Source organism: Maricaulis sp. W15 (genome assembly GCF_001924955.1).
Lineage (GTDB): Bacteria > Pseudomonadota > Alphaproteobacteria > Caulobacterales > Maricaulaceae > Maricaulis > Maricaulis maris.
The window spans coordinates 332446-355088 of sequence record NZ_LQXG01000012.1 but is presented as its reverse complement, the minus strand read 5'-3'; the positions used below and the strand labels follow the sequence as shown (position 1 = coordinate 355088).

Below are 22643 nucleotides of genomic sequence, written 5' to 3'. Positions count from 1 at the left end.
GGTCTATCGCAAAAGCTGATATTCATGCTAACACGGCTTTCCCTTCTCGCAGTGCAGCATGAATTCGCAATTGCAAAACAACGACAAGATGATCCGCACGCGCTTTGCGCCCTCGCCCACCGGCTTCCTCCATATTGGCGGAGCCCGGACGGCGTTGTTCAATTGGTTGTTCGCCCGTCGTCATGGCGGCCAATTCCTGCTGCGCATCGAGGACACGGATCGCGCCCGCTCGACCCAGGCCGCGATTGACGCGATCCTCGACGGGCTTGGCTGGCTTGGCCTCGACTGGGATGGCGATGCCATCTCGCAATTCGAGCGCGCCGATCGCCATGCCGAGATCGCCTATGCGCTGCTGGAAAACGGTCATGCCTTCAAATGCTGGTGCACGCCGGACGAAGTCCAGGCCCTGCGGGATGCAGCCTTCGCCGAAGGGCGCGCCCTGCGTTCGCCCTGGCGCGATCGCGACCCGGCCGACGGGCCTGCCGACCAGCCCTTCACCGTTCGCTTCCGGGCGCCGGACAGCGATGTCGTGCTCGAGGATGCAGTCCAGGGCACCGTGCGCTGGGCGGCCAAGGAATTCGACGACGTGATCCTGCTGCGTTCCGACGGCAATCCGACCTATAATCTCGCCGTCGTGGTCGATGATCACGACATGGAGATCACCCATATCGTGCGCGGCGATGATCACCTTGTGAACGGCGCCCGCCAAAGCCAGATTTATGACGCCATGGGTTGGGACCGCCCGGTCTTTGCCCATGTCCCGCTGATCCACGGCCAGGACGGCAAAAAACTTTCCAAACGCCATGGTGCGCTGGGCGCGGAAGCCTATCGCGACATGGGCTATCTGCCCGAAGGTCTGCGCAATTATCTGCTGCGGCTTGGCTGGTCACATGGCGACCAGGAACTCTTTAGCGATGCCGAGGCGGTCGCCGCCTTCGCTCTGGACGGCCTCAACAAGGCGCCGGCGCGGATGGATATCGACAAGCTCAACCACATCAACGCCCACCATATCGGCCAGGCTGAGAATACCCGCCTGATTGAACTGGTGACGCCCTTCCTCGCGACCCTTGAAGCGCGGATTGAGGATGCCGATATTACGCGCGAACGCCTGACCGCGGCGATGCCGGTTCTCAAGACCCGGGCATCGACACTGGAAGAGCTGGCAGCTCAGAGCTATTTTCTGCTGCGACCGCGCCCCTTCCAACTTGAAGGCAAGGCGGCCAAACCGCTCAAGGATGACGAGGCCCGCGACCGGCTTTACCGCCTGTTCACGCATCTCGGCGATGTGGAGGCCTGGACGGAGGCTGCGTTGTCCGACGCGCTCAAGGAATTCGCTGAAGCCGAAGATGTCGGTTTCGGCAAAATCGGTCAGCCGCTGCGTGCAGCGCTGACCGGCGGAGCACCCGCTCCCGATCTGGCCCTGGTCATGACCTTCATCGGTCGTGACGAGACGCTGGACCGTATCAAGGATCAGATGACGCCGGTTGCGCCCGCGTAACCTGGTAACCATGGGGATGACGTGATGGAAAACAAAGCCAAGCCGAACGGATCGGCCACGCTCAACTACAATGGCAAATCGCTGGAACTGCCCGTGTTCAGCGGCGAGATCGGCCCGGATGTGATCGACATCCGCAAGCTGTACGCTGAAACCGGCATGTTCACCTATGATCCCGGCTTCACCTCGACCGCGAGCTGCGAGAGCCAGATCACCTATATCGATGGTGACAAGGGCACGCTGCTCTATCGCGGCTATCCGATCGACCAGTTGGCAGACAATTCAAATTTCATCGAAGTCTGCTACCTGTTGATGAATGGCAATCTGCCGTCCTCCGGTGAGCTGGAAACCTTTGACTGGACGATCCGTCGTCACTCCATGCTGCACGACCAGTTCGACCAGTTCTTCCGCGGCTTCCGCCGCGACGCCCACCCGATGGCGATCATGGTTGGCACGGTTGGCGCGCTGTCCGCCTTCTACCACGACTCAACCGACATCAATGATCCGGAGGCGCGCACCATTGCCAGCCACCGCATGATCGCCAAAATGCCGACGATCGCGGCCCGGGCCTATAAATATGCCATCGGCCAGCCATTCATCAGCCCACGCAACGAGCTCGACTACGCCGCCAATTTCCTGCGCATGTGCTTTGCCGTTCCGGCCGAGGACTATGAGAGCAATGCCGTGCTCGCCAAGGCGATGGACAAGATCTTCATCCTGCACGCCGATCACGAACAGAACGCCTCGACCTCGACCGTGCGCCTGGCCGGATCTTCGGGGGCCAACCCGTTTGCCTGTATCGCGGCCGGCATTGCCTCGCTGTGGGGCCCGGCCCACGGCGGCGCCAATGAAGCCGCCCTCAACATGCTCAACGAGATCGGCTCGGTCGACAAGATTCCGGAATATGTCCGCAAGGCCAAGGACAAGTCGGACCCGTTCCGCCTGATGGGCTTCGGTCACCGCGTCTACAAAAATTATGATCCGCGCGCCAAGGTCATGCGCGACACCTGCCACGAAGTTCTCGACGTGCTGGGCGTGCGCAATGACCCGACCCTGCAGGTCGCCATGGAGCTTGAGCGCATCGCGCTGGAAGACCCGTATTTCGTCGAAAAGAAGCTCTACCCGAATATCGACTTCTATTCGGGCATCACGCTCAAGGCGATGGGCTTCCCGACCGAGATGTTCACCGTGCTCTTCGCCCTGGCCCGCACCGTCGGCTGGATCGCGCAATGGTCGGAAATGATCGAGGATCCGTCCCAGAAGATCGGCCGTCCGCGCCAGCTCTTCACCGGCGCGACGCCGCGCGACTACATCGATCTCGGCAAGCGTTGACAGTTCGCATGATGATCACAGAAAAGGCCGCCTCCGGGCGGCCTTTTTTATTGCGGGGCAGGCAGATCTGCCAGCACAGCTTCGGCAGCGCGGCGGCTGGCTTGGCCGCTGCCGCGCAGCTCGGCGGTCACGGCCTTGAGCTTGGCGGATATCTCGGCCCGCTTTCCGGCGCTGCCCAGCAGAGGTTCGACAGCGGCGCTCAGATTGGCGCCGGTACAGGCCAGCTGGATGACTTCCGGGACGATGCGCTCATCAGCGGCGATATTGACCAGTGAGATGTGCGGCGTCTTGAGCAGGTTGAAGGCCCGCACCAAACCCCAGGTGATCCAGCCAAGCTTGTAACTGGCGACCGTGGGCACACCCGCCGTCGCCAGCTCGGTCACCACCGTGCCCGAACAGGCCAGCGCCACGTCGGCTGCGGCAAAAGCGTCAGCCTTCTCGTCCTCGCCAACCCGGATCGCGGAGGCCAGTACCGGATGACGGGCCATCACGGCATCGACCTGCGTCGCAACGGGATCCGCGACCGGCAAGACCAGGCGCAGCCCGGGATGACGCCGGGTCAGACGCTCGAGTGCCTTCACGAAAGGCTTGGTCATGCGCCGGATTTCCGACGGACGACTTCCCAGCAAGACCACCAGCACCAATTCCTCACCGGTGACGCCATGGCGCTGACGGAAAGCGGGGCCATCACCGGTCGGCAGGCGTTCCAGCGTCGGATTACCGACAAAGGTCACCGGCAGGCCGTGCGGTTCGTAATAGGGACCGTCGAAATTCAGGATCGTCAGCAGTTCATCGACGGTCGCCGCCAGAACGGCCGCCCGTCCTGGCCGGGTCGCAAACACCTGCGGACCCACATATTTGACCAGGCGGATGGCCGGATTGATCGCCCGCACACCGCGCGCCACCCGCAAGGTGAAGCCCCAGGAATCGATTAGAACAACGGTGTCCGGCTTGGCCGCGATGATCGCGTTGACAGCCTCGGCGACGGCGGCCTTGACCCGCTTGTACGCCCGCAACCCGTCGATCCAACCGAGAATGTTGAGGCCGTCGATCGACATCGCCGAGACGACGCCCTGCTCGGCCATGGCACTGCCGCCAATCCCGGACAGGGTGACGGCGCCGGAGGTCAGACTGCGCAGCTCGCGGGCCAAGCCGGCGCCGAGCAGATCCCCGGAGCGCTCTGCCGCAACAAGAAAGACGTGCGGCTGGCTCATCGGACCGCCTCGACCAAGACGAACAGGTCGTGCTCGGCCAGCGCCGCCTCGACACCATCACGATCCACGATCAGCGCGCCATCGACTTCCAGCACAATACCGGCCAGGCCGGCACGCGCACAGCGTTCCACCGTATCAACGCCAATGGTTGGCAGATCGACGCGGCGCTCCTGAATTGGTTTGGGGCGCTTGGCGAGCACGCCCATACGGTCACCGGGCCGGCCGCGCAGCACGTCAGGCAGGCCGGCGACGCGTTCGAGCATGCCATTCGTGCCCTCTTGCGCCTCGACCGCCAACACGATGCCACCGGCGACCACAGCGCCCTGACCGATATCCAGCCGCCCGATTTCCGCCGCGACAGACATCGCCTTGGTGACATCGTCACGGTGAGCCTCAACCAGGCCCGGATCGCCGATCACGCCGGCCGGCAAGCCGCCCTGCCCGATCAGGCTGTCAGCACCGACCACGGCGAAACCGGCCCGCTCGAACTCATCAACCACGACACGGATTACCGCATCATCGCCCTTGCGACCGGCTGCGAGCGCCCGCGGCACCATGATCAGACCGCGCGCATCCATCTTGAGCGATTTGATATCCGGCCGCGTTACATAGCCGGCAAAACACACGGCGTCACAGCCGGCCGCCCGCAGCGCCTTGATCATGCCACCGATCTCTCCGACCGATTTGGACACCGTGTCGGCATGGCTGTAATCCCGGTCGGCAAAGCCGCGCAGCGCGATGACAAAGACCGGTTTGCCGGCCTGGGCCTTGAGGATTTCCAGCGGCAGGTCTCCACCGCCGGCGAGCAGACCCAGCTTTGTCCAGCCCGCCTCAGTCATCCGGCATGCAGATGGAACGCTTGGCATCGGCGCGGATGAAGTCGATGATTTCCGCAATCGGGGCGTTCCCGGAATAGAGCTGGGCGACATCATCCACACGCTCGTCGAATGTGCCTTCCTGAGCGAACAACAGGCGGTAGGCGGCGCGCAGCTCGCGCAGTGTCTCGCGCGGCATGCCACGACGTTTGAGGCCGACGACATTAAGGCCGGCGAGATGAGCGTGATTGCCGATCACCGAGCCATAGGGGATGACATCCGCCGTCACCATCGCCATCGCACCGACAAAGGCGTGGCGACCGATCCGGCTTTTCTGGTGGATGCCGGCATAACCACCGAGAATCGCGTGATCGGCAATTACGGTCTCGCCGCCGATCGCGGCGCAATTGGCGAATACAACCCGGTCACCGACGATACAGTCATGCGCGACATGGGCGCCAACCATGAAGTAGCCGTCATTGCCGACCACGGTCCGCCCGCGCGCAAATGTCGTCCCGGGGTGCATGGTGACATTCTCACGCAGAATATTGCGCTGGCCGATGATCAGCTCGGTATCTTCGCCCTGGTATTTGAAATCCTGTGGCGGATGGCCGATCTGGGCGCCCGGATAGAGCACGCAATCCTCGCCCAGCGTCGTATTGCCGGCGATCGTGACATGCGAGATGACGCGCACACGATCCTTCAGCACGACTTTCGGTCCGACGATGCAGAAGGGGCCGATCTCAACCCCCTCGCCAATCTGGGCGCCCGGATCGACAATGGCGGTGGGATGGATCTGACTGGACTGGGTCATTTGTTCTCAATGGCCTTGGCAGAGAATTCAGCCTGGACGGCGCGCTTGCCGTCGGCCCAGACCTCGCCCTTGAACTTGAACACGCCATGGCGCGCTGCGGTCACCGCAACGGGCATGCGCAACATCATGCCGGGACGCACGGGGGCGCGAAACCGTACCTTGTCGGCGCCCATGAAGAAAACGGTCGCGGAATCGGGTGAGGCGCCGAGCGTCTTGTACATCAAAACCGCGCCAGCCTGGGCCATGGCCTCGATCATCAACACGCCCGGCATCACGGGATTGCCGGGAAAATGCCCGGGAAAGAAGGGTTCATTGGCGGTCACGCCCTTGATGCCGACGATCGAAGTGCCGGCGACATAGTCTTCTGCGGCGTCAATGAGCAAGAAGGGGTAGCGATGCGGGAGCAGGGTCTGGATTTCCGCGTTTTCAATGCGATCGGACACGCCGTTCAGCCTTTCTTCGAGGTCTTTTTGCCGGTTTTCGCCAGGCGGCGGAGTTCGGCGAGTTCACGCAAATGCTGCCGCAGGGGCTGGGCGGGATTGCCGACCCAGAATTCGCCAGCCGGGACATCCCTGGATGCCGCCGAATTGGCACCGACCTGGGCCCCCTCACCGATGCGGACATGATCATAGACACCGACACGCCCAGCCAGGACGGCGCGATCTCCAATCACGGCACTGCCGGCGAGACCGGTATAACCCGCCATCACCACCTGCCGACCGATCCGGGCATTATGGGCAATATGGCAGAGATTATCGATCTTGGTGCCATCGCCGATGCGCGTCGCGCCGAACACGCCACGATCAATCGCGGTATTGGCCCCAATGGTGACGTCACGGCCGATAACAACGCTCCCCAAGTGCAAAATATCGGTGTTAATTCCGTTGGATATTGCAACGCCGAAGCCGTCCTCGCCAATCACGGCTCCCGCAAGAATGTTGCAGTTTTCGCCAATTTCGCAGCACAGGAGGCTGACCCGGGCCGCCAGCCGGGTCCCGGCTCCGAGTCGGCAACCCGGTCCGATCACGCTGTGGGGACCAACCGCGCAGTCGGCGCCGATCTCGGCACCGGCACCGACCACCACGCCGGCTGCGAGCGAAGCGGTCTCGTCGATCCGGGCCGTTGGATGGATGAAGGTATCCACATCAAAGCCGCGCAGGCGGAACAGATGAGGCAGGGTATGGGCGAAGGCCGTACGTGGCGCATCATGGGTCAGTGTGGTCGCACCCAGGTTCGCCGCTTCATTCGCGGCATCAAGCGGGCAAATCACCACGACACCGTCCAGCGCGCCGGCCGGCGCGTTCGCGAAATGCTTGCCGGTTTCGGCATAAGCCAGCGTACCGGGACCGCCCTCGCCAAGTGGAGCGACGCCCTCGACCGATATCCCGACGGCTGCAGAATCAGAAATCGCCGCACCCGAAAGCGCGGCGATCTCTTGCAGGGTCAGAGGGCCAAGCCGGTCATAGAAACGCGGGTCTGCCACACTCTCCCCCTTTGCGCTGTCCGCTTATTGCGGGCGTTGCTGACCGGCTCCGTCCTGCGGCAGGCGCACGCGGGTCACCGGAACCGTGGGCAGGCGTTCGTTCAGCAGGGTGATCACCGACGCGGAAATATCGATGTCCGGCGAGGCAAAGACCAAGTTGGAACGATCAACCAGGATGTCGATCCCCTGGGCCGCGACAACTTCTTCGAGGATCGGACCCAGCGCTTCATAGACAGGACGCATGGCCTGGCGCTCGGTCTGGACGATTTCCTGTTGGCGGGCCCGGCGCGTGACTTCGAATTGCTGGGCTTGCTGGTTAAGCGTGGTGATCCGGCTCATCAGGTCCGGACGCTCCTGGATCGCCGCCTGCGTCATAGACGCGGTGTCGGCATTGAGGCGTTCGGTTTCCTGTTGGATCGGCTGGCTCATCGCCTGCAGTTCGGAGTCAATTTCCTGTGCGATTTCCTGCATGCGGGCGGCGATATGCTGGCCAGCCGCGCTTTCACGCAGGACACGTTCCTCATTGAGCACAGCAATATTTGTCTGTGCCATCGCCGGCGCGGCGATACCGACCACCAGGACCGGCAGAAGGAGAAGAGTCTTAAGCAGTTTCATGGTTTTAGAACCCTGTTCGCGTGCTGAACCGGAAGAATTCGGCTCTGTCATAGTCTTCACGAATGAAAGCCTGTGCAAAGTCGAACCGGACCGGTCCGAATGGTGAATCCCAGAAGATGCTCAGGCCGGCCGACGCCCGAAGCGCCAAATCATCAACCGTGAACACCGCATTTGTCGCTTCGTCTACCTGATCGGCCGAATCCAGCATGCCAAGCGTGCCGAACTCGGTGAACAGGCTGCCCCTCACTCCATATTGCTCGGGCAAACCGAGCGGGAATGAGACTTCCAGTGCGCCCACTGCATAAAGCCTGCCACCCAGGGCATCACCCCGGATCAGCTCGCCGGTCGTGGCATCGCGCGACACCGCACGCGGGCCAATACCGGCGACTTCGAAGCCGCGGAACGAATTGCCGCCCTTGAAGAAGCGATCATTGATTCGAACCGAGTCACCGCCCCAAGGCAGGACAAAACCGCCATTCATGGTGAAGCTGGCGACCACATCATTGCCGAGTAGACCCGGGAAGAATGGCCGATAGATGGCACCATTGAACTCAGACCGGACATAACGCACATCGCCGCCAATCCCCGCAAAGCCCTGCGTGAACTGCAAACGATAGCCATTGCTCGGCTCGATCGGGTCATTCAGGCGCGACCAGTTCAACGTATAGGTCAACACCGATGTTGCACGGCTCCCCGCCTGATTGAGCAGGGCTGACGACGCCGAGGTATAAACCAGGACATTGTCCGTCCGGTAGGTATAGCCAAGCTGCAGATTGGTCGACGCCGTCACCGGGAAACCAAGCCGCAGGCTGGCACCGGTCGACTCGGTCTGGAACGAGGCTTCTGACAGGAAATCCGAATTGACCCGGAACAGGTCGAAACCGGCGGCCAGATTGCGATCAAGGAAGCGTGGCTCGGTAAAGCGGATATCCAATGATTCCCGGTTCGACGAGGCCGAAATCCGGAAGCGCAGGAATTGGCCGCGGCCGCGCAGATTACGTTCCGAGATCGACAGATCGATCAGGAAGGCATCCGTCGAGGAGAAACCGGCACCAAAGGCCAACTCACCGGTCGGTTGCTCGGTTACGGCGACATTGACCCGGGCCCTGTCAGGAGCGGATCCGGGGGTTTCCTCGACTTCAACTTCCTCGAAGAAGCCCAGCCGGCGGATATTATTGCGCGAACGATCAATCAGGACCTGGTTGAAGGCGTCGCCCTCAACAATATCGAGCTCGCGGCGGATCACCTGGTCCAGGGTTCGCGTATTGCCGGAGATATCGATGCGTTCGATGTAAACACGCGGGCCTTCATCGATGACGAATTCGACGTCAACGGTACGGTCCTCACGATTGCGCTGCGACAGCGGGCGGATGTTGACGAAGGCATAGCCCGACGCACCGGCCGAGAAGGTCAGTGCATCGATACTGTCTTCAATCAACTGGCCCTGGAAGAGGTCGCCTTGCTGGACAGGCAGGATGGCTTGCAGGAATTCCGGATTGAGATCAGGGATTTCCGTTGAGACCGTGACTTCACCGAAATTATAGATCTCACCTTCGTCGATCGTGATGGTGATGTAGAAATCGCGCTGGTCCGGCGTCAGTTCTGCGACGGCGGAAAGGACGCGGAAATTGGCATAACCCTGGTTGGAATAGAATTGCCGCAGCAATTCACGATCATATTCCAGACGGTCCGGGTCATAATTGTCGTTCGATGAGAAGAAACGCCACCAACGCGATTCGCGCGTCACCAATTCACGCCGCAGACGACGGTCGGAATAGCTCTCATTGCCGATGAAATTGATCCGGCGCACGCCCGTCACCGGACCTTCCGAGATTTCAAAGATGAGATCGACACGATTTTGCGGTTGCTCGACAATCTTCGGCGTCACCGTCGCTGCGAAGCGACCGGAGCGGCGATAGACCTCGATGATGCGCTGAACGTCCGACTGGACACGCGACCGCGTGAAGATGGCGCGCGGCTGAGCCTGGATTTCATCGGTGATCTTCTCGTCATCAATCGCACTGTTCCCCTCAAGGATCACGCGGTTGATGATCGGATTTTCCTGGACACGAACCAGAACGATCTGGCCGCGGTCCTCGAACTGCACGTCCGAGAACAGGCCGGTCGCCATCAGGGTCTGGATCGAGAGGTTGACCAGGCGCGTGTCAAACGGTTGTCCCGGCTGCAAGAGCAGGTAGGACAGGACCGTATCGGCCTCGACCCGCTGATTTCCCTCGACAAGGATTTGCCGGATTACCGGCGCCGGCGCGGGTTGCTGCACCTCCGGCTGGGTCGTTGCGGGAACTTCCGCACCCGATTGTTGTGCCGACGCTATAGCCGACACAGTCACAGTCATCAGGGCTGCGAAGAGCACACGCAGAACACTCGCCATGGAAGATCGCCGCTTGCTGGGCCCGGTCAGACATTCATCAGAAAATCTGGCCGAGCAAATAATTCAGGTCATTCCAGGTCGCTACAAGCATCAAACCGAGCACGAAAACAAGCCCCACCCGGAAACCGAGTGCCTGTGCCTTCATGCTCAGCGGACGTCGTGCCACCGCTTCATAGGCGTAATACACCAAATGCCCGCCGTCGAGGATGGGTATCGGTAGAAGATTGACCAATCCCAGTCCGACCGAGAGAAAACCGGCGACAAATATCAACCTGCGCAGCAGATTACCGGCACCTTCCACGACGCTGTCAGCGTCATCAACGGCGACATGCGCCACTTGGCCTGCGGCGGTCGCAATTCCGATCGGTCCGTTCAGATATTCCGGCGACGATCGGCCGGACACGATCCGCCCGACATAGCTCGCGGTGCTGGTTACCGTTGTCCAGACCATCCGGGCGCCTTCAACCGGTGCGGTCAGGAGGGTGAAGCTTTGATGCTGGCGGAGCACCAGCTCGTTGCCGAGACCCAGGCGTTCCAGCGCAGCGTGATTGCGGCGGTCGATATCGGCGAGCGGGACGGGGTCGGCAATGATTTCAAGCTGCGATCCGTCACGTTCAACCAAAATTGTGAGTTCGCCGTCGCGTTCGCCGATCAGGGTATTGAACTGGCCAAACGTCTCGACAGTCTGTCCATCGACGCTGACAACGCGGTCCCCCGCACGAAAGCCGGCCGCTGCACCGCGGGACTCTTCGACGACCATGCCGATAACCGGCTCGTAGAACGGGCCAATGCCAATCTGACCGACATTCCGGGTCCCACCGAACCGGTCTTCCTGGGCGACACGCTGCGGCGTCGCGACCAGCGTGATCAACGCGCCATCCCGCTCGACGTCGATGGACACGGTATCATTGGCCCGGTCGAACAACGCCTGGCTGATATCCATGAAGCCGCTGATCTCACGGTTCCCAACCCGGACAATACGGTCACCGATCTCGAAACCTGCCGCCTCGCTAGGCGATCCCGGTTGGACAAAACCGATCACGGGCTGAACCTGTTCATCGCCGAAAATCAGCGCATGGCTCGCAAAGATGAAAATCGCCAGGATGAAATTTGCAATCGGTCCCGCTGCCGTGATGAAGGCGCGTTGCCAGATCGGCTTGAAATGATAGCAGCGGTCCGCCGCCTCCCCCATCTGCTCGCGAAGCAGCGCCAGCTTGTCGGCATCCGGCTCGCTGGCAGCGCCGGCATCACCCAGGAATTTCACATAGCCGCCCAGCGGCAGTGCCGCAACGCGCCATACCGTCCCGCGCTTGTCCCGCCATGAGACCAGGGTCGGCCCGAATCCCATCGAGAATGTTTCCGCATGAACGCCGCAGAAGCGGCCTGCCCAATAATGCCCAAGCTCGTGAATCACGACGACAATCGAGATCAGGAACACAAAGGAGAAAATGGTCAGAAAGCCGCTGCCAATCAGGCTCATGAATGAAATGTCCGTTGTTATGGGTTCGCCAAGCGCTCAGCCATCAAGTCCCGTGCCATCCGGCGCGCGCGACCATCAATGGCGAACACATCTTCAAAAGCCGTTAGCGCATGCGGCATGTCTGCATCGGACAAGCTGCGATCAAGAACCTCTTCAACGCTAGCAGCGATGTCAAGGAAACGGATGCGATCCGCCAGGAATGCCTCGACGGCGATCTCATTGGCTGCGTTGAGCACGGCCGGGGCGATCCCCCCTGCCTCGATTGCCTCGCGAGCCAACCGGATGGCCGGAAAACGGGTCAGGTCCGGCGGCTGGAAATCGAGCCGGCCGATCTCCGCAAGGCGCAGGCGCTCAACCGGTGCCGACATACGCTTTGGCCAAGCCAGGGCGCTGGCGATCGGGGTGCGCATGTCCGGCGAGCCGAGCTGGGCCAGCAGCGATCCGTCGGCATATTCCACCAGTCCATGCACGATGGATTGTGGATGCACCACCACTTCGACCCGATCCGGCGACAGGTCGAACAACCAGCACGCCTCGATGACCTCCAGCCCCTTATTCATCATGGTGGCGCTGTCGATGGTGATCTTGGCCCCCATTTCCCATGTAGGGTGTGCCAAGGCGTCCGCTCGGGTGGCACGGGCCATATCCTCGCGACTGGCTTCCCGGAACGGGCCGCCCGATGCGGTCAGCGTGATCGAGCGAATGGCAGCGCGCTGGACCGGATCGAAGACCTGAAAGACAGCATTATGCTCGCTGTCGACCGGCAACAGCGTGGTGCCACAGCGGGCGGCCTCATCCATGAACAGCGCCCCGGCGCAGACCAGGCATTCCTTGTTGGCAAAGGCCAGCGCCCGCCCCTGGCGCAGGGCGGCCAAGGTTGGCTTGAGTCCGGCGGCACCGACGATGGCGGCCATGGTCCAGTCAGCATCGCGTCCGGCGACATCGCAGACCGCGTCCTCGCCGACACCGATCTCGATACCGGGATGATCCTTGAGCGCCGCCTCCAGGGCCGGTGCCGCCGCCGGGTCCGCGATGGCGACGCATTCAGCCCCGAAACGGATCGCCTGCCGGGCCAGCTCGGCCGCATTGGTCTTGGCGGTCAGCGCAACCACCTGAAATGTGCCGGGCGTCGCCCGGCCGATCAGGTCGAGTGTGGCCAAGCCCACCGAGCCGGTGGCCCCGAGTATGGAAATCCGGCGGGCCGTCATGCGGCAGCCCAGCCGAGTGGCCAGATACGATTGACAAGGACAGCAGCAATCACCGCCAGCATCAGCGCATCAACCCGGTCCAGCACGCCGCCATGCCCCGGGATCAGCGTGCCTGAGTCCTTGACCCCGAAACTGCGCTTGAAGATCGACATGGCGAGATCGCCACCAACCGAGGCCAGCGCAACGATCACGGCAAACGGAATGACCCGGGACGCCTCGAGACCGAAAAGGCCGCCCGCCGCCCACCCGGCCGCACCGCCGGCAACAACGCCGGCGAGAAAGCCCGACCAGGTTTTTTTCGGGCTGGCCTGGGGTAGGAGTTTCGGGCCACCGACCCAGGTACCGACCAGATAGGCGACACTGTCCGCCGCCCAGACGATGGCGAACAACAGGATGACCGACTGCAGTCCGTGATCCGGCATGGCCCGCATCGAGGCCAGCAGGGCCGCAGACAGCGAGACATAGAGCACACCGAGCACCTCGCTCGACCAACCCCGCCGCCAGCGCTCGATCCCGCTGGCCAGCGTCCCGGCCGCACCCCAGGCGAGCGCGTCGATCACATTCGTCTGTCCGGCCAACAAGACGGTTCCGGACGCCGTTGCACAGGCGATGGCGTAGGCAACGGGCGGCGCGTCGCGGTCGGACATGTAAATCCATTCCCACGCCATCGCGGCCGCAAAGGCAGCAACCCAGGCCGTAAAGGCCAGGTCACCAAGATAGAGAAGCACGACCGCCAGCGGGCCGAGGATCAGGGCGGAGATCAGTCGACGCCGGAAGACCGGGTCACGCGGCGCCGGCATCCACGCCTCCATAGCGCCGGCTGCGCTGTCGGTAGAGATCAATCGCCCGGGCCAGGTCCTGGCGCGAGAAATCCGGCCACAAGACGTCGAGAAAGACGAGTTCGGCATAGGCCGCCTGCCAGAGCAGGAAATTGGAAATGCGCTGCTCGCCACTGGTGCGAATCATCAGGTCGACATCGGGCAGGCCGACGGTGTCGAGATGCGTGCCAAGGGTCGCCTCATCAAGCGTATCGGGATCAAGGCGCCCGTCTGCAGCCTCACGGGCGATCGCCTGACAGGTCCGCAGGATTTCGTCGCGCCCGCCATAATTGAACGCAATAGTGAGATGGAAGGCGTCATTGTCACGGGTCCGGTCTTCGGCGCGCTCAATGATCGCGGTCAGATCCGAGCCCAGATTGTCGCGGCGACCGACAATGCGGATCCGCACGCCACGGCGGGCCAGGCCTTCCAGATCGGCCTCGACATAATGTTTGAGAAGCTCGAACAAAGCCCCGACCTCGTCCGCCGGCCGGTTCCAGTTCTCGGTCGAAAAGGAGAACAGCGTCAGATAGCGGACGCCGAGATCACCGGCATCTTCAACAATCTGCCGCACCGTCTCGACCCCGCGCTTGTGGCCGAAGGAACGCGGACGACCGCGGGCCTTCGCCCAGCGGCCATTGCCGTCCATGATGATGGCCGCATGGCCCGGACCCGGCTGGTCAGCAGGAGCGTCGTCAGTCATTCTTTCGCTCCGCCAAACGGCATGATTAGACCTGCATGATCTCGTCTTGCTTGCCCTTCAGACTCTCATCAATGCGCTTGATCGCCTCATTGGTGAGCTTCTGGACGTCTTCGGAGAAGGCCTTCTGCTCGTCCTCGGACAAGTCGCCATCCTTCTCCATCTTCTTCAGCGCGTCCATGCCGTCACGCCGTACATTGCGCACCGCGACACGGGCATGTTCGGCATAGCTGCCGGCCAGCTTGGCGATCTCGGCGCGACGCTCTTCATTGAGCGGCGGGATCGGAATACGCAGCAACTGGCCTTCCATGACCGGATTGAGACCGATGCCGGAATTGCGGATTGCCTTGTCGACAGCGCCAACCATGGACTTGTCCCAGACCTGCAGCGTGATCATGCGCGGCTCGGGAACCGAGATATTGCCGAGCTGGTTGATCGGCGTCAGGGCACCATAGGCTTCAACCTTGATCGGATCGAGCAGACCGGCACTGGCGCGACCGGTCCGCAGACCTGCGAATTCCTTGCGCAGGGCCTCGATGGCCCCGTCCATGCGCCGCTTCAGATCATTCTCGTCATACTCGTCACTCATGGTGTTCTTGCTCTTTCCTGGTTCAGCCGGCTGACACGTCGGTCTTCATCTTGCCGATCATGGTGCACAGGCCCTCCCCGGCCAGCACCCGTGCAAGACCATTCGTCTTGTGAATGTCAAACACGACAATCGGTATCGCATTTTCGCGCATCAACGTCACCGCCGAGGCATCCATGACCCGAAGGTCACGGGTCAGCACGTCGAGATAATCAAGCTGGTCATAGCGTTCGGCATCCGGATTGGTGCGTGGATCGTCGGAGTAAACGCCATCGACCTGTGTGCCCTTCAACAGCGCATCGCACCCCATCTCGGCAGCGCGTAGTGCGGCAGCAGTATCGGTGGTGAAGAAGGGATTGCCGGTGCCGGCCGCAAAGATCACGACGCGGCCCTTTTCCATGTGCCGGGTGGCGCGACGGCGAATATAGGGTTCGCACACCGTGGTCATGGGAATGGCCGACTGCACCCGCGTCTGGACGCCGATCCGCTCGAGCGCGGTCTGCATCGCCAGCGCGTTCATGACGGTAGCCAGCATGCCCATATAGTCGGCAGCGGCCCGGTCCATGCCCTTGGCGGCGCCGGACAGGCCGCGGAAGATATTGCCACCACCGATCACGAGGCACATTTCTGTGCCGCGCGTGACGGCCGCAGCGACTTCGCGCGCAATCCGGTCAGCCGTATCGATATCGATACCGTAACTCTGGGAACCCATCAGGGCTTCACCAGAAACTTTCAGCAGTACGCGCCGGAATTTCGGCGCGCCCGCCTGGCCATCAGCCGGCCCGGATGCAGAGGAATCAGTCACGGCGTGCAGCATATAGAAAGCGGCGGCGCTGAAAAGCGCCGCCGCTTGTTGTCAACGAGGATCAGGACTGGCCGGAGGCCGCAGCGACTTCGGCTGCAAAATCCTCTTCCGGACCCTTCTCGACGCCTTCACCCAGCGCCATGCGGACGAAGCCCGAAATGGTGACCGGTGCGCCAACATCCTTGGCTGCGGCTTCGAGGACCTGTTCGATCGTCGAATCCGGATCCATCACGAAAGCCTGCTTCAACAGCACGACTTCCTCATAGAATTTGCGCATGCGGCCTTCGACCATCTTTTCGACGATGGCTTCCGGCTTGCCAGACTGGCGGGCCTGGTCGGCAAAGACTTCGCGTTCCTTGTCGGCGATCGCGCTATCGACACCGTCAACATCAACCGAGACGGCGACGGCCGGCGAACCGGCGGCGACGTGCATGGCGATCTTGCGGCCGAGCTCGGCCAGCTTGTCCTTGTCACCATCCGATTTCAGGCCAACGAGCACGCCGATGGCACCCATGTCGGCAACAGCCGGATTGTGGACGTAGGACGCAACGACACCCGGTTCAGCGGTCACGACGGCGGCACGGCGCAGGGCCATGTTCTCACCGATCGTGGCGATCAGGTTGGTGAGATGATCTTCGACCGTGGAACCGGAGGCCAGCGAAGAGGCCTTGATCTCGGCAACATCGCCCGATCCGCCAATGGCGAGCGAGGCGATTTCCTTGACTGTGGCCTGGAATTTTTCATTCCGGGCCACGAAATCGGTTTCCGAGTTCACTTCGACCACGGCACCCTTGCCACCATCGGTGGCAACGGCGACGAGACCTTCGGCAGCAACGCGATCAGCCTTTTTGGCAGCCTTGGACAGGCCTTTCTTGCGCAGCCAATCAACGGCGGCTTCGAAGTCGCCGTCGTTTTCACTCAGCGCCTTCTTGCAGTCCATCATGCCTACGCCGGTTTTTTCGCGCAGTTCCTTCACGAGAGCAGCGGTAATGGCAGCCATCGGTTTCTCCTGGATTTCGCTTTGGATCGAAACGTTACGCTTCGGTCTTGTCAGATTCGGATGACGTGTCCGTGGCGGCCGCATCAGCTTCCGGTGCGGCGTCCGCGGCCGGGGCCTCTTCTGCTGCAGCTTCCTTCGCGGGTGCTTCCTGGGCCGGAGCCTCATCAACCGGAGCCGCTTCGGCTTCGATCAGGGTCTCGACCGGTGCTTCGGCTTCGCCGAGATCCATGCCCATCGCCATCTGGCTGTCGCTCATGCCGTCAAGAACAGCGTCGGCGATCAGGTCGCAGTAAAGCGAGATCGCACGGCTGGCGTCGTCATTACCCGGGATCGGGAAGTCGATCAGGTCCGGATCGCAATTGGTATCGACCACGGCGATGACCGGAATGCCCAGCTTCTTGGCTTCCTGGATGGCGATGCCTTCCTTGTTCGTGTCGATCACGAACATCAGGTCCGGCGTGCCGCCCATGTCCTTGATACCACCGAGCGAGCGATCAAGCTTTTCGCGCTCACGGGTCAGCATCAGCTGTTCTTTCTTGGTCAGACCGGCCAGGCCGCCCTCACCTTCAAACATGCTTTCCAGCTCGCGCAGACGGGCGATCGAGTTGGAAATCGTGCGCCAATTGGTCAACGTACCGCCGAGCCAGCGCTGGTTCATATAGTATTGGGCGCAGCGACCGGCAGCCAGGGCCAGCGGCTCGGAAGCCTGGCGCTTGGTGCCGACGAACAGGACCCGGCCACCCTTGGCCGCCGTTTCGCGCACTTTCACCAGGGCCTGGTGCAGCAGCGGGACGGTCTGGGACAGGTCGATAATGTGAATGTTGGACCGCTCACCAAAAATGAAATCCTTCATCTTCGGGTTCCAGCGGTGGGTCTGGTGTCCAAAGTGACAACCAGCTTCAAGCAGCTGACGCATGCTGAAATCAGGGAGAGCCATCGTGTTTTCCTTTTCCGGTTGGCCTCCACGGAGCGGAGCCACCTGCACCTGCAGGCGACACCGGAGCGTCAGGCCAAAGACCGGACGTAGCCCCGTGTGCGTAATGGCGCGGCTTATAGGCTCGCAAGGTCGCCTTGGCAAGCGCGTGAGGCCGCCGGAAAAGCAGTGCTGGCTTGCGCCGCAGCGGCCACGCCGCTGACAGGCTCACCATTGGCGCCGGGGCTGCCCCTGAAGCCATCCCCCGACGCCACAAACTGGGCTCAGTCGGGGTCCATCGCAACCGCAACCGGCGATGCCGAGGAATGGTCCGCGACATAATACCAGCGCCCATCAATTTGGGTTTGGACATCCATGAAACGTCCTGTCAGCACGAAGGACTCGCCGCCGCCGGCGGGCGTTTGGGACAGGGTCCAGAGACCCCAGGCGGCATGGGTCGTGCCGGAATGGGCCGAGCCATGCGCGTCGATCTCGAGCTCGATATTGTCGAAGGCATCAAAAAAGCCCTGCCAGTCAGCCGCGATCGCAGCGCGGCCGCGGGCATGATTGGCGCTGGGCGTGTAACTGTCGGCATCTTCAACATAAAGGCCGGCCAAGGCCTGCGAGTCTTCCGCCTCGATTGCGGCAATGAAGGCCTGCAGCAGCGCGTCGGGCGTCTCCTGGGCCATCACCTGCGAGCTGGCAGACAGAGCCAGCAATCCGGCAGTCAAATATCGCATCATCGATTCATCCCCCTTTTGGATCGCGAGACTATTGCCAGCGCGTTGATCTCACGCAAGCCTGCAGATCCGGCACGGGTGCTCGATCTTGCCTGGCACAGCCCCTTGCCGACAACGGGATGCCGGCTCTGAACGCGGATGCCGCTGGATCACACCGTCTCGACCGAGGCCACACCCTTCAGGGCAGCCTGCAGTGCCGCGTCGGGGCGTTTGTTGGCCAGCTCTCGGCGAGCAAAGACAGGTTGGCAAGCACACGAGACCGCCGCAAACGCAGCGCTGGGATGCCCGTGCGGATGACTAGTCCGGTGCTCGGGGTTGGGTACCGGGATCACCATCTTCGTCATCGCTCCACCAGCTGCCGCCCCGACGCAAAGCGTGACGCTGGCGCAGACGGCTTGACCACCAATTCAACGCGCGACACGGACGCCTTTCAATCAGGCGAAACACGGGTGCCCGGGCTCGATCCAGTCCGGCGAGATCATTGCATTTATAGTGCTGCGCCGCGAACTGGATTGCTTTACTTTCCAATTCAGTCAGATCACGAGCCAGTATGAGGCCGGAGGTTGTATATCCGCGGAGAGTTTTTCCACTCGCCGCGGATCGCACATCAAGGGCGGACACTTCGACCATCACCCACCACCCGGGCATTACACCGTCTCCACCGAGGCCACACCCTTCACGCCCTTGAGCGCCGCCTGAAGGGCGGCGTCGGCGCTGTGGCGACCGGGCAGGCGCAGCTCGATTTCGCCGCCATCGCGCAGCGGCATCAACAGGTCGATCACGGCGTCATGGGACGCATCTTTGCGACCATTGGCCCGCTCCAGCCGGGCATGCACGCCCGCCAGGGCCTCAGCCACATCAAGACGTATCCGCAAACGCTCGGCCGATACCTTGGTGTCGAGTGGTTCGATCCGGTCGGCGAAGAAGGATATCTGCTCATCGCGCTCATCGACCCGACAATTGACCAGAACAGCCTGGCCGCTATCGAGAATTTCGCGTGAGGTCCGCAACAGCTCGGAATTGACGAAGATCTCGAATTCCCCGGTCGGATCCGACAGAGTCGTCCAGGCGAAGCGCTCACCGTTTTTGTTGGAGACCCGCTCCTGGCGGCGCCGGACCATGCCGGCCAGGCGCAGGGCGGTGGCTCCGTCTGCCACGCGGCCCGGCGCTTCAGCGAAAAAGACCACGCCGCGTCCGGCCAGATGCTCGGCCAGATCGTCGAGCGGGTGGCCGGACAGGTAAAAGCCGATGGCGGACAATTCCGCATCCAGACGTTCGGTCGCCGTCCAGGGGTCGGGTTCTGGCAGGCGCGGCCGTTCCAGAAGCGCTTCCTCACCGCCACCGCCAAACAGGCTGGCCTGGGCGCTTTCGCGTTGCTCGGCGGCGTGCTGCGCCATCGAGATCAGCGTCTCGGCGGACGCCATGACACGCGCCCGGTCAGGATCGAGCGAGTCGAAGGCACCGGCCTTGGCGAGGTTTTCAAAGGTGCGCTTGTTGACCTGGCGCGGATCAATGCGTTCGGCAAAATCATAGAGATCGCAGAACGGCCCATTAGCCTCACGCTCGGCGACGATGTGTTCCATGGCGACAAACCCGACATTCCGGATCGCGCCAAGGGCAAAGCGGATCGCGCCCTCCTCGACCGAAAAATCCGCTTGCGAGGCATTCACGTCGGGCGGCCGCACCTCGATCTTCATGCGCCGGATTTCCTGGAAGAAAGCGGCCAGCTTGTCAGTATTGGCCGCGTCCAGCGACATCAGGGCGGCCATGAATTCGACCGGATAATTGGCTTTCAGATAGCCGGTCCGGTAGGCGATGGCGGCATAGGCGGCGGCGTGCGATTTGTTGAATCCGTAGCCGGCAAACTCGGCCACCAGTTCGAAAATATAGGAGGCCTTCTCGCGGCTGACGTCGTTTTTCTCGGCGCCCTCGAGGAAACGGACTTTCTGCTTGTCCATCTCCTCCTTCTTCTTCTTGCCCATGGCCCGACGCAGAAGGTCGGCTTCACCGAGCGAGTAACCCGACAGGATCTGGGCGATTTGCATCACCTGTTCCTGATAGATGATGACGCCATAGGTTTCCGACAGCACGCCTTCGAGATCGGGGTGGAGATTATCGACCTCGGCCCGGCCGAATTTGCGATCGACATAGACGTCAATATTCTTCATCGGGCCCGGTCGATACAGCGAGATCAGGGCGATCAGGTCCTCGATCGCATCCGGCTTCATCTTCTTGAGCGTATCGCGCATGCCCGACGATTCCAGCTGGAACACGCCGATCGCATGACCCGACTGCAACAGGTCGAAGGTCGCCTGGTCGTCGAAATCAATGCCCTCGATATCCGGCACATCCTTGCCTGCCGAGGCGATATAGCCCAGCGCCCGGGCGATGACGGTCAGGGTCTTGAGACCGAGAAAGTCGAATTTCACGAGTCCGGCCGGCTCGACCCATTTCATGTTGAACTGGGTCGCGGGAATATCGGAACGCGGATCGCGATAGAGCGGGACAAGCTCAGACAGTTTGCGATCGCCAATGACCACGCCGGCGGCGTGGGTCGAGGCGTTGCGGTAAAGCCCTTCCAGCTTCAGCGCCACAGTCAGCAGGCTATCGACCGAGTCGTCATCGCGGCGCATTTCGCGCAACCGTGGTTCGATATCCAGCGCCTGGGCCAGCGTGACCGGATTGGCGGGATTGGCCGGCACCATCTTGGCGAGACGGTCGACGAGGCCGAGCGGAAGCTGGAGGACCCGGCCAGTATCGCGTACCACAGCTCGGGCCTGCAAGGTCCCGAAGGTGATGATCTGGGCGACCCGGTCATGGCCGTATTGTTCCTGGACATAGCGGATCACCTCGCCGCGCCGCTCCTGGCAGAAATCGACGTCGAAGTCGGGCATCGAGACCCGTTCCGGATTGAGGAAGCGTTCGAACAGAAGGCCGAAACGAAGCGGATCGAGATCGGTGATGGTCAGTGCGTAGGCGACCAGTGAACCGGCGCCTGACCCCCGCCCCGGCCCGACGGGAATATCATTGTTCTTGGCCCACTGGATGAAGTCCGAAACGATCAGAAAATAGCCCGGAAAGCCCATCTGGCGGATAATGCCGAGTTCGAAATCCAAGCGTTCGCGATATTCAGTTTCCGGTGCCGCCGGATTAATGCTGGCGAGACGCTCGGCGAGGCCTTCATGGGCACGGGCAACCAATTCCTCGCCCTCGTCACGGCCGCCCACTGTCGGAAAACTCGGCAGGATGGGCGCGTGGGTGCGCACCCGGAAAGCGCAGCGGCGGGCGATCTCAACCGTATTGTTCAGCGCTTCCGGCAGGTCAGCGAAGCGCTCATTCATTTCCTGCGGCGTGGTCAGGTAGTGATCGGCCGTGACCCGGCGCCGATCGGCAACCGAGACGAAGGAGCTCTCCGAGATGCACAACAGCGCGTCATGTGCCTTGTGCATTGAGGCGTCGGGAAAATACGCCTCATTGGTCGCCACCAGCGGCAGATCCCGTGCATAGGCCGTCTCGACCAGCCAGTCTTCCGCTTCCAGTTCCGGTGCCAGCCCGTGGCGTTGCAATTCGACATAGAGGCGGTCACCGAAGGCGGCTTCCAACTGGCCGAGAAACCCGCCAGCCTCGGGCTGACGTCCGCTAGTGACCAGCCGGTTCAGCACACCATCAGGCCCCCCCGTCAGACAGATCAGCCCGGCGGCGTGTTCCAGGACCAGTGCCATCGGCACATGCGGTTCTTCCGACCCGTCCACATCCAGATAGGCCGCGCTGGAGAGCGCCATGAGATTGCCATAGCCGACCTCATCCTGGGCCAGCAGTACCAGCGTGCCATCAGGCTCCGCGCGTTCGCCGGGATGCGGGTCACTGAGCCGGACCTTGAGTGTGCAGCCGACAATCGGCTGCACACCGGCGCCCGACAGGACTTCGGAAAATTCCAGCGCTCCGAACAGGTTGTTCGTGTCAGTCAGCGCGATGGCCGGCATGCCATGGGTCTGGCAGACCTCGACCATTTTCGGCATGCGAATGGCGCCTTCCAGGACCGAATAGGGCGAGCGCACCCGCAAATGCACAAATGGATATTGCGCGCCCATGGGGCTCTCCTGACATCCGGCCTGAAAACTGATCCCGCCCTGCCCGGACCTGACGCCGTCGGCGCCACCGAGTCAGATCAATCAGTTTAACCGGTTCAGGCCGCGCCGAGAACCGATCCCCACATCGCGATCATCCAGGCAA

General features: G+C 62.1%; 19 protein-coding genes. 2 read left to right on the top strand and 17 right to left on the bottom strand.

All coding sequences use genetic code 11. From position 1 onward, the window contains the following. Positions 1 to 58 precede the first annotated feature (58 nt). Both gltX and gltA read left to right on the top strand, forming a co-directional pair. Positions 59 to 1498, top strand: a complete 1440-nt coding sequence (gene gltX / locus AWH62_RS07105) for a glutamate--tRNA ligase (RefSeq protein ID WP_083635062.1) — start codon at positions 59 to 61, stop codon at positions 1496 to 1498. Positions 1499 to 1522: 24 nt separating this feature from the next. Next, on the top strand, positions 1523 to 2827 hold the full coding sequence (gene gltA / locus AWH62_RS07100; RefSeq protein ID WP_075189781.1) for a citrate synthase: 1305 nt from the start codon (positions 1523 to 1525) through the stop codon (positions 2825 to 2827). A 47-nt stretch (positions 2828 to 2874) separates the two neighbouring features. Here the strand turns inward: gltA and lpxB are convergent, their stop codons facing one another. The 17 genes from lpxB to dnaE form a co-directional block, all read right to left on the bottom strand. After that, positions 2875 to 4041: a lipid-A-disaccharide synthase gene (gene lpxB, locus AWH62_RS07095; protein ID WP_075189780.1), complete on the bottom strand. Its 1167-nt coding sequence runs from the start codon at positions 4039 to 4041 to the stop codon at positions 2875 to 2877. Next, complete coding sequence (locus tag AWH62_RS07090; protein WP_075189779.1) at positions 4038 to 4880, bottom strand: LpxI family protein; 843 nt, start codon at positions 4878 to 4880, stop codon at positions 4038 to 4040. Before AWH62_RS07090 ends, lpxB begins: the two co-directional genes overlap by 4 nt. Further along, the gene (gene lpxA / locus AWH62_RS07085; protein ID WP_075189778.1) at positions 4873 to 5670 is read right to left on the bottom strand and encodes an acyl-ACP--UDP-N-acetylglucosamine O-acyltransferase; all 798 of its coding nucleotides are present in this window, start codon (positions 5668 to 5670) and stop codon (positions 4873 to 4875) included. Before lpxA ends, AWH62_RS07090 begins: the two co-directional genes overlap by 8 nt. Beyond that, positions 5667 to 6113 carry a 3-hydroxyacyl-ACP dehydratase FabZ gene (gene fabZ, locus AWH62_RS07080; protein WP_075189777.1) on the bottom strand — a complete coding sequence of 149 codons (447 nt, stop codon included), beginning with the start codon at positions 6111 to 6113 and terminating at the stop codon, positions 5667 to 5669. Before fabZ ends, lpxA begins: the two co-directional genes overlap by 4 nt. Positions 6114 to 6118: 5 nt before the next feature. Next, positions 6119 to 7153 carry a UDP-3-O-(3-hydroxymyristoyl)glucosamine N-acyltransferase gene (lpxD, locus tag AWH62_RS07075; RefSeq protein WP_075189776.1) on the bottom strand — a complete coding sequence of 345 codons (1035 nt, stop codon included), beginning with the start codon at positions 7151 to 7153 and terminating at the stop codon, positions 6119 to 6121. 24 nt (positions 7154 to 7177) lie between these two features. Then, positions 7178 to 7768 carry an OmpH family outer membrane protein gene (locus tag AWH62_RS07070; protein ID WP_075189775.1) on the bottom strand — a complete coding sequence of 197 codons (591 nt, stop codon included), beginning with the start codon at positions 7766 to 7768 and terminating at the stop codon, positions 7178 to 7180. A 4-nt stretch (positions 7769 to 7772) separates the two neighbouring features. Continuing rightward, positions 7773 to 10160 (bottom strand): outer membrane protein assembly factor BamA, encoded by a 2388-nt coding sequence (gene bamA / locus AWH62_RS07065; protein WP_075189774.1) that lies wholly within the window; start codon positions 10158 to 10160, stop codon positions 7773 to 7775. 37 nt (positions 10161 to 10197) lie between these two features. Next, complete coding sequence (gene rseP / locus AWH62_RS07060) at positions 10198 to 11640, bottom strand: RIP metalloprotease RseP (RefSeq protein ID WP_075189773.1); 1443 nt, start codon at positions 11638 to 11640, stop codon at positions 10198 to 10200. Between the two features lie 17 nt (positions 11641 to 11657). Continuing rightward, the gene (locus AWH62_RS07055) at positions 11658 to 12848 is read right to left on the bottom strand and encodes a 1-deoxy-D-xylulose-5-phosphate reductoisomerase (protein WP_075189772.1); all 1191 of its coding nucleotides are present in this window, start codon (positions 12846 to 12848) and stop codon (positions 11658 to 11660) included. Beyond that, a complete protein-coding gene (locus AWH62_RS07050; RefSeq protein ID WP_075189929.1) occupies positions 12845 to 13648 on the bottom strand; it encodes a phosphatidate cytidylyltransferase in 804 nt (267 codons plus the stop codon). The genes AWH62_RS07055 and AWH62_RS07050 overlap by 4 nt, the downstream gene beginning before the upstream one ends. Next, positions 13632 to 14369: an isoprenyl transferase gene (locus tag AWH62_RS07045; protein WP_075189771.1), complete on the bottom strand. Its 738-nt coding sequence runs from the start codon at positions 14367 to 14369 to the stop codon at positions 13632 to 13634. The genes AWH62_RS07050 and AWH62_RS07045 overlap by 17 nt, the downstream gene beginning before the upstream one ends. 25 nt (positions 14370 to 14394) lie before the next feature. Further along, positions 14395 to 14955: a ribosome recycling factor gene (frr, locus tag AWH62_RS07040; protein ID WP_075189770.1), complete on the bottom strand. Its 561-nt coding sequence runs from the start codon at positions 14953 to 14955 to the stop codon at positions 14395 to 14397. A gap of 22 nt (positions 14956 to 14977) precedes the next feature. Beyond that, the gene (gene pyrH / locus AWH62_RS07035; protein ID WP_075189769.1) at positions 14978 to 15769 is read right to left on the bottom strand and encodes a UMP kinase; all 792 of its coding nucleotides are present in this window, start codon (positions 15767 to 15769) and stop codon (positions 14978 to 14980) included. A gap of 49 nt (positions 15770 to 15818) precedes the next feature. Further along, complete coding sequence (tsf, locus tag AWH62_RS07030; protein WP_075189768.1) at positions 15819 to 16757, bottom strand: translation elongation factor Ts; 939 nt, start codon at positions 16755 to 16757, stop codon at positions 15819 to 15821. A gap of 34 nt (positions 16758 to 16791) precedes the next feature. Next, on the bottom strand, positions 16792 to 17694 hold the full coding sequence (gene rpsB, locus AWH62_RS07025; protein ID WP_075189928.1) for a 30S ribosomal protein S2: 903 nt from the start codon (positions 17692 to 17694) through the stop codon (positions 16792 to 16794). A gap of 260 nt (positions 17695 to 17954) precedes the next feature. Then, positions 17955 to 18413 (bottom strand): nuclear transport factor 2 family protein, encoded by a 459-nt coding sequence (locus AWH62_RS07020; RefSeq protein ID WP_075189767.1) that lies wholly within the window; start codon positions 18411 to 18413, stop codon positions 17955 to 17957. Positions 18414 to 19057: 644 nt separating this feature from the next. Continuing rightward, on the bottom strand, positions 19058 to 22501 hold the full coding sequence (gene dnaE, locus AWH62_RS07015; protein WP_075189766.1) for a DNA polymerase III subunit alpha: 3444 nt from the start codon (positions 22499 to 22501) through the stop codon (positions 19058 to 19060). Positions 22502 to 22643 lie beyond the last annotated feature (142 nt).

Bases quoted from the DNA above. Each gene is read 5' to 3' on its own strand.
- AWH62_RS07045 (WP_075189771.1), bottom strand. From the start codon at position 14,369: ATGACTGACGACGCTCCTGCTGACCAGCCGGGTCCGGGCCATGCGGCC.
- pyrH (WP_075189769.1), bottom strand. From the start codon at position 15,769: ATGCTGCACGCCGTGACTGATTCCTCTGCATCCGGGCCGGCTGATGGC.
- AWH62_RS07090 (WP_075189779.1), bottom strand. From the start codon at position 4,880: ATGACTGAGGCGGGCTGGACAAAGCTGGGTCTGCTCGCCGGCGGTGGA.
- rpsB (WP_075189928.1), bottom strand. From the start codon at position 17,694: ATGGCTCTCCCTGATTTCAGCATGCGTCAGCTGCTTGAAGCTGGTTGT.
- frr (WP_075189770.1), bottom strand. From the start codon at position 14,955: ATGAGTGACGAGTATGACGAGAATGATCTGAAGCGGCGCATGGACGGG.
- AWH62_RS07050 (WP_075189929.1), bottom strand. From the start codon at position 13,648: ATGCCGGCGCCGCGTGACCCGGTCTTCCGGCGTCGACTGATCTCCGCC.
- rseP (WP_075189773.1), bottom strand. From the start codon at position 11,640: ATGAGCCTGATTGGCAGCGGCTTTCTGACCATTTTCTCCTTTGTGTTC.
- gltA (WP_075189781.1), top strand. From the start codon at position 1,523: ATGGAAAACAAAGCCAAGCCGAACGGATCGGCCACGCTCAACTACAAT.
- tsf (WP_075189768.1), bottom strand. From the start codon at position 16,757: ATGGCTGCCATTACCGCTGCTCTCGTGAAGGAACTGCGCGAAAAAACC.
- lpxA (WP_075189778.1), bottom strand. From the start codon at position 5,670: ATGACCCAGTCCAGTCAGATCCATCCCACCGCCATTGTCGATCCGGGC.
- dnaE (WP_075189766.1), bottom strand. From the start codon at position 22,501: ATGGGCGCGCAATATCCATTTGTGCATTTGCGGGTGCGCTCGCCCTAT.
- lpxB (WP_075189780.1), bottom strand. From the start codon at position 4,041: ATGAGCCAGCCGCACGTCTTTCTTGTTGCGGCAGAGCGCTCCGGGGAT.
- AWH62_RS07055 (WP_075189772.1), bottom strand. From the start codon at position 12,848: ATGACGGCCCGCCGGATTTCCATACTCGGGGCCACCGGCTCGGTGGGC.
- AWH62_RS07020 (WP_075189767.1), bottom strand. From the start codon at position 18,413: ATGATGCGATATTTGACTGCCGGATTGCTGGCTCTGTCTGCCAGCTCG.
- gltX (WP_083635062.1), top strand. From the start codon at position 59: ATGAATTCGCAATTGCAAAACAACGACAAGATGATCCGCACGCGCTTT.
- bamA (WP_075189774.1), bottom strand. From the start codon at position 10,160: ATGGCGAGTGTTCTGCGTGTGCTCTTCGCAGCCCTGATGACTGTGACT.
- AWH62_RS07070 (WP_075189775.1), bottom strand. From the start codon at position 7,768: ATGAAACTGCTTAAGACTCTTCTCCTTCTGCCGGTCCTGGTGGTCGGT.